Source organism: Gemmobacter aquatilis, assembly GCF_900110025.1.
Classification (GTDB): domain Bacteria; phylum Pseudomonadota; class Alphaproteobacteria; order Rhodobacterales; family Rhodobacteraceae; genus Gemmobacter; species Gemmobacter aquatilis.
The window spans coordinates 317,638-323,637 of the sequence record NZ_FOCE01000003.1 but is presented as its reverse complement, the minus strand read 5'-3'; the positions used below and the strand labels follow the sequence as shown (position 1 = coordinate 323,637).

7 protein-coding genes and 1 pseudogene are annotated in these 6,000 nt (G+C 60.4%); 7 read left to right on the top strand and 1 reads right to left on the bottom strand.

Annotation, left to right across the window (positions count from 1 at the left end; genetic code table 11):
• From BMX43_RS08480 to BMX43_RS08455, 6 genes are all read left to right on the top strand, one after another.
• Positions 1-259 (top strand): ATP-binding protein (locus tag BMX43_RS08480; protein ID WP_175482059.1); only part of this gene is annotated, 259 nt, incomplete at its 5' end.
• A 76-nt stretch (positions 260-335) separates the two neighbouring features.
• Positions 336-569, top strand: a complete 234-nt coding sequence (locus tag BMX43_RS08475; RefSeq protein ID WP_091300114.1) for a hypothetical protein — start codon at positions 336-338, stop codon at positions 567-569.
• 63 nt (positions 570-632) lie between these two features.
• Positions 633-1,043, top strand: a complete 411-nt coding sequence (locus tag BMX43_RS08470; protein WP_139201551.1) for a hypothetical protein — start codon at positions 633-635, stop codon at positions 1,041-1,043.
• 58 nt (positions 1,044-1,101) lie between these two features.
• Positions 1,102-1,719: a peptidoglycan recognition protein family protein gene (locus BMX43_RS08465; RefSeq protein ID WP_175482058.1), complete on the top strand. Its 618-nt coding sequence runs from the start codon at positions 1,102-1,104 to the stop codon at positions 1,717-1,719.
• 2 nt (positions 1,720-1,721) lie between these two features.
• Entirely contained in the window at positions 1,722-2,057 is a 336-nt protein-coding gene (locus tag BMX43_RS08460; RefSeq protein ID WP_091300104.1) for a hypothetical protein, read from the top strand.
• 354 nt (positions 2,058-2,411) lie between these two features.
• On the top strand, positions 2,412-3,386 hold the full coding sequence (locus BMX43_RS08455; protein ID WP_091300099.1) for a YpsA SLOG family protein: 975 nt from the start codon (positions 2,412-2,414) through the stop codon (positions 3,384-3,386).
• A 56-nt stretch (positions 3,387-3,442) separates the two neighbouring features.
• On the opposite strand, the pseudogene BMX43_RS08450 reads toward BMX43_RS08455, so the two are convergent.
• Positions 3,443-3,766, bottom strand: a pseudogene (locus tag BMX43_RS08450) (transposase); the annotation flags it as partial.
• Between BMX43_RS08450 and BMX43_RS08445 the strand changes: the two are divergent.
• Positions 3,764-4,414: a hypothetical protein gene (locus BMX43_RS08445; protein WP_217643944.1), complete on the top strand. Its 651-nt coding sequence runs from the start codon at positions 3,764-3,766 to the stop codon at positions 4,412-4,414. The pseudogene BMX43_RS08450 and the gene BMX43_RS08445 sit on opposite strands and share 3 nt — an antisense overlap.
• Positions 4,415-6,000: the final 1,586 nt, after the last annotated feature.

The window sequence follows — 6,000 nt, the reverse complement described above, 5'->3', positions numbered from 1 at the left end:
CAGCGCCTCGGGCGGGGCGTTGCTGTTCCACCTCTTGAGCAAGCTCTACGAACGCACAAGCGTCATCATCACTACAAACCTCAGCTTCAGCGAATGGGCAACCGTATTCGGCGACGCCAAGATGACCACCGCCCTGCTTGATCGTCTTACCCACCGCTGCCACATCCTTGAGACCGGAAACGACAGCTTCCGCTTCAAGGCAAGCTCAGCAGTAGCCAAAACGAAAAGGGAGGCCACGCATGCCTTGACCCCAGCATAACCCGCAGAACATAACCTTCAGGCGGGTCAATTCTCGATGAAAACCCCGGGTCACTTCTGGGTGGAAATCAACAGGCATGGTGCATCCGCACGGCGCAATCAAGGGCGGGGTGGAGACGGCGGAAACGACGATCACCACCCTGCCTGCGGGGTTCCGCCCGCCCGCCGAAATCATCATCCCGGTCTGCACCCTTGCCAGCCCGTATATCGCGCAACTGCGCGTGACGGCGGCAGGGGTTATGAGCCTGCGGACGGCGGGCGATGCGACCGGCATGTTTCTGGATGGCTGCTCTTGGATCGCGTCGATCTGAGGCGCCGCAGATCATACCCGACACCGCCCGCCGCGCGCGGGCTTTTTCATGCGCGGAGGCATGATGCGCGACACACTGGCAGACCACGCCAAAGACCCGCTGACCCTCGCGCTGGCAGGACTTGGCATCACATTCGCACCCTATGAGTGGCTGGGCGGGCTGTTCCTCGCGCTGGCGGGCGCGGCCTTTGCCATGCGCAGCGACCCCGAGCAGGACCGGCGCGAGCTGTGGCTGGTGATGCTCGGGGCCTTTCTGGCGTCGCATATCGCGGCGCTGATCTGGCAGCGCTGGCCGGGCGAGTGGTGGACGATGCACGCCCCGGTGCAGGCCGTCATGCTGGCGACCGGGTTCCTTTCGCGCCGCCTGACCCGGTTCGCGCTGCGGCTGGCCGGGCTGGTCGAGGCGCGCGGCGACGTGATCGCGGAGCGCGTGGTGGAGCGGTTCCTGCCACCGGATGATGACCGGCAGGGGTGACCGTCTAACGACCGTCTAACAAGCGCCCGCCGCGTGCGGGCTTTTCATGGAGCATCACATGGCATCCGATTCCATCCGGTCCATCCAGACCGGGCTTGCTGCGCTTGGCTATTCGCCGGGCGCAATCGACGGCATTGATGGCCCTCGCACCCGCGCAACCGCGGTGCGTTGGGGGCAGGGCGCGCCCATCGTGGCGCAGGATGTGGCGCCCGTCACCAGTGCGATGATCTATCAGGGGTCGGCCCGCTATCCGGTGCGCGAGGTGATCGTGCACTGCAGCGCGACCCGGCCCGAATGGATGGACGGCGATGGGATCGACGCACAGGTCGCCGAAATCCGCCGCTGGCATCAGGAACAGGGCTGGAGCGATATCGGCTATCACTGGGTCATCGGGCGTTCCGGCGAGCTGCGCTCCGGTCGGCGCGAAACCGTGATCGGCGCGCATGTGCAAGAACGCAATCGCGGGACCATCGGCATCTGTCTGATCGGCGGATTCGGCTCGGCTGAGACGGATCTGGCGGAACAGCATTTCACCGATCGGCAACTGGTGCAGCTGCGCAATCAGATCGAGGCGATTTCGATGCGCACGCAGATCACCACCGTGTCCGGGCACAACCAGTATGCCGCCAAGGCGTGCCCGGGTTTTCACGTCCCCAGCTGGTTCAAAGGAGCCTGATCATGGCTGATATCGCCCTGAGCCTCTGGCTCAAACTTCAGCCGCATCTGACTGAGCTGATCGCCTGCGCCATCGCCGCGCTAGTGGCGCAGGCCGTGGCCGCGCTGCGCCGCTGGACCGGAATACAGATCGACCAGCGCCATGCTGATCGGCTGTCGGCGGCGATCAACCGCGCGGTGGGATTGGCCTTAGAGCGCCAGCTTGGCAGGCCACGTGCACGCGAACTGGTGGTGAGTTACCTGCGCGAGACAGTTCCTGAGGCATTGGCGGCGGTGCAGCCGTCTGACGAGGCGTTGATGCTGCGGATCGACGCCAGTCTGGCCGAGGCGCGACGGTGAGGCGCAGACGCTGGCCCCTTCGACGGGGTTTCAGGTGGTGGGCGGGTCTTTGGCCGCCTGCGTCCACGCGTTAGTCTTGGTGCCCCATCCGGTCGGCTTTGGCCGTTTCGCCGCTGCGCGCAAAGCTCGCTGTAAATGCGCAGCTAAGGCTCAACAATAGGCCACTGAACGAGGTGCAGACCAGGTTCAACGAACTCTGTGGACTTGGGTGGTAGTCGGAGCGGTGGACCGGTACGAACGCGGGTGCAGGAGCTTCTGCACGAGGGCAGCCAGGCCCTTCGCGCAAACTTCTCGCATTGTGCCATTCCTTGTGATCATCTCCTAGCATGTGCAACTGAGACCCGAGCCTGAGCCATGAGCACCAATGTCGAAACTGGGAGCAAACCCGAACCGAAGATTTCTAGGGTGTTATCTGGAGGGCAGTCCGGAAGTGATCGAGCAGCCCTTGATGCAGCAAGAGCACTGGGCATACCCTTCGGTGGCTTTATCCCAAAAGGTCGTTGGAGCGAATCCGGCCCATTGCCAGAATCCTACGAAGGTATGTGGGAAACTGACCATGGTGAAGACGGCAACCCAAATGGCCTTCTGATCAGAACGAAGCTCAATGTTAGGGCCGCCGATCTGACACTGATTTTCTTGTATGGGGCCCAAGATAGTCCCGGCACAAGCGCAACTGAGCGATTTGCCAAGGACGAGTCACGATGCGTTTTGGTCAAGCCCGATGACACTCTGGAACTGGTATGGGGAAGGATCAAAGATGAAATCCAAAGCGACAGATCGTTCACAATCAACATAGCTGGGCCGCGAGAGTCCGAGGGCACTGACGTGTATGAGAGGACCAGCAGGTTCCTCTTCGCACTCCTACGACCGCATTCCGATTGGTCGAATCGAACGGAAACGTTCACCCAGATGGCAATCGGGCAAGCGATGGATAATCTGCGGCACTGGGACACCATTCGTTGGCTGGCACCCTTCTTCTTCTGGTCCATGTGTGGTGGTGTTGCGTTTGCCGCACAAGATATGGCCAACAACCATCTGACCAGGATTGCGTGTTTGATATTGGCCATGATCGGTTGCCTCTCAGCCTACCTATTGTGGAAGACTTACGGCTATCATCAGGCACAGGTCGGATCATTGAAAAAAATCGGCGTGGACACCTCAGCACTCGGGATCACGGAGATCAAATGGTCCACATCTGCTACGCTCTACTTTGGGTTGTCTATTGTGATAACCAGCGTGATGCTGTTACTAATCGGTTTGGCTGGGCCGACAAGAGTTCATAACTGGTTGGATCAGTCGTGGTTGTTGAGTTGGCTCTTGTTCCAGTAAAGGGCTCTGTTGCACAAATTGGCTCTTGACCGGGCGTCCCCTTTACCCGGACAGACCTATCCTGCGACCTCTGTGATGGGTGTGCCGATGGCGGTAAAGCCGTTGAGCACGGCGACACGCACCTGGAACTCAGCGACCTGACGGTCGAAGTCCCGGGCGGACAGTCGCTGACCGAGCAGTTTGACGCAGTGCATCTTGGTCTCTGCACGGCTTCTGCGGTGATAGCCGCTCCATCGTCGCCAGATGGTTCGACCGACGCGCTTCGACGTGCGCAGGATCTCGTTGCGTGCGATGGCCCCGGGGGTGTCGGGTTTCCACGGTTTGGCATTCTTGCGGGGTGGGATGATCGCGGCGGCACCTCGGGCGGCGATGGCGTCGTGCGCTGGCGGGTCGATGGCGGGGCCTGGACCACGCTGCCGGTGCAGGGGGCTGTGGACACGATCCAGTCGGCGGTCCTGCCGCTGACCGCGGGGGCACATACGGTCGAGATCGAGGTGGTGTCCGGCACCGTCAAGCTGTGCGGCGACAAAGCGCTGTCCGATGCGCCCGGCTATCGCTGCCACAAGATCGCCCGGTCGGGCAGCCGCGTCAGGCAGTGGATCGCGCAGGACAAGGCGCAGCAGCGTGCCGCGTGGCAGATGCTGGGCGTCAATGTCTGGACCTATATGGAGGCCACCAACAGTCAGACCACGCCCGGCGAAACCGCGCCCGCGGCCTGGCGCGACATGATGCGGACCATGGTGGCGCGGATGCGCGCGGCCTCGCAGGCTGTGCGCCAGTGGGGCGCGGCCCATGGGGTACAGGCCGACGCGCTGCGGGCCGATGCGCTGTCGCAGGCGCTGGAACGCGCGGCGCGGCTGGCGCTGGATCGGAAACTGACCGGCGATGCGGCGCTGAACCTCATGCTGGGCTATGCGAGCGAGGCGCTGCCAGATGCGATTGCCGCGCTCGGGGCCAGCGAAGCAGCGCTGCGGAACCGGGCGGCGGCTGAACTGCTCAAGGCGAGCCCGCCGAAGATCGGGATGTGAGGGGATCCTCAGCCACATTCGATCCGGATCCAAATGAAAGCAACATGGATATAATCTACTGCTGTGCGGTGCGACATCCTCTGCCCACCATTGTCACCTGCGGCGTCACTCGGGTGACAGAATGCGCGTGAAAGACATCGTTCAGTGTTTCAGAGTATCTTCAATCGAAGGGGCATTATGCCGATACTGCCCATAGACGCCATAGCGCCCTTGACCAGAGAGTCCAAGGGGGCTACACCCCCTCTAAGCGGCGCCCGTCGTCGTTCTTAGCAATCATACCTTCCAGCGCGGCAACGCTTAGGAAGGATACGAACGGCAGTGGGAGCAGACTTGCTCCCACCGTCCGCAGCGAAACCGCTTATAAGCACAAACGTGCACGGGCTTCGGCCACCGACAAGTCGCCATCGTTCACCTCATCTTTTCGAGGAACAGGGTTGAGCCTGTGCTCGGAAAGCTACCGCTTGTAGTTCCCATACGGAATGTGCGGTGTAAAGGTGACGACGGGCGCCAAAGCCTCAATGCACCACGCTCTAAGCGGTGTCAAGTTCAGGTGGTTTAATGTCTTCTGCTATGTGTAGGCTTTCGGGGTCGGGAACTTCCGCCTGAGCCATGCCGAGACTGCGCCTGCCCGGGCTTCGATTTCGCCGGAGGCACAGAATTCGACACTGGATAGAGCGAGTCGCGTGCAAGCTTGGCGCCTTTGGTTGTGATCAAAACCCAAGCAGCAAAGGCTACAATATCGTGTCGCGATGTGGTTCTCAGTTTACTGACGCAGCTCTCGGCCAACTGGACGCACATGTCTGCCGCATGCCGCTCCAATTTCAGTTGTGGATGATAATCCGCTTCTTGCCGTGCTATTTGGAGCTGTCCAAACTCATCAGCCACCGCAAGTAGAGCTTCAGGAAAACTGACCTTTCGGCTAACCGCCAATTTGCATGCATGCAGGCAGGCAGAGTGGTCTAGACCTCTATAGACCTCAATCCATGCCCTATTTGGACGCTCATCCTCCACTTCACCAACCAAGGCGTCAGCAAATGACTGCGCGAGTTGATGATACACCGCATAGTAGCTGGCGGAGATCGCCCTACGGAACTCAAAATCGTCCTCATTGGCGGCAGCAAGGCTTCGGTGCGCAGCCCGAAGAAGGCCGGATGCGTTGTCGGTCATGCAGATGCAGATACCGGGCGAATAACTGGAAAAACGCTTTCCCCAATCGCACCCATCGCTCCTCTGATTGACCTCGTAAGGCCAAAGTATGATGGCGAGGATGCGGACTTCTCATCATCGATATAGATGCGGATGACGACAGTTAACTGCTCCCCAGAGAGCTCAACGTTCTCGACATGCACTCTTGTGACGCTGTCACCGAGCTGTGCCCGGACAGCCTTGCGAATCTCTTGCTGAATTCTTGTGGGTAGCGTTTCCATAGAAATGCAGGGTCTCATGGTGTCCTCTCCTCGCAAGTCGCAATTGTCCGAATGGTTCCCTAGAGAGGTTCGGACGGCGCGTTATCGCGCTCTTTCTAGATAGTCAAACACAAGTTCAGCAAAGCTGTGAGAAGATTCTGTCTGAAGTTTGACTTTCTC

Coding starts and splice junctions, on each gene's coding strand:
- BMX43_RS08475 (WP_091300114.1), top strand. CDS start 336: ATGGTGCATCCGCACGGCGCAATCAAGGGCGGGGTGGAGACGGCGGAA.
- BMX43_RS08470 (WP_139201551.1), top strand. CDS start 633: ATGCGCGACACACTGGCAGACCACGCCAAAGACCCGCTGACCCTCGCG.
- BMX43_RS08465 (WP_175482058.1), top strand. CDS start 1,102: ATGGCATCCGATTCCATCCGGTCCATCCAGACCGGGCTTGCTGCGCTT.
- BMX43_RS08460 (WP_091300104.1), top strand. CDS start 1,722: ATGGCTGATATCGCCCTGAGCCTCTGGCTCAAACTTCAGCCGCATCTG.
- BMX43_RS08455 (WP_091300099.1), top strand. CDS start 2,412: ATGAGCACCAATGTCGAAACTGGGAGCAAACCCGAACCGAAGATTTCT.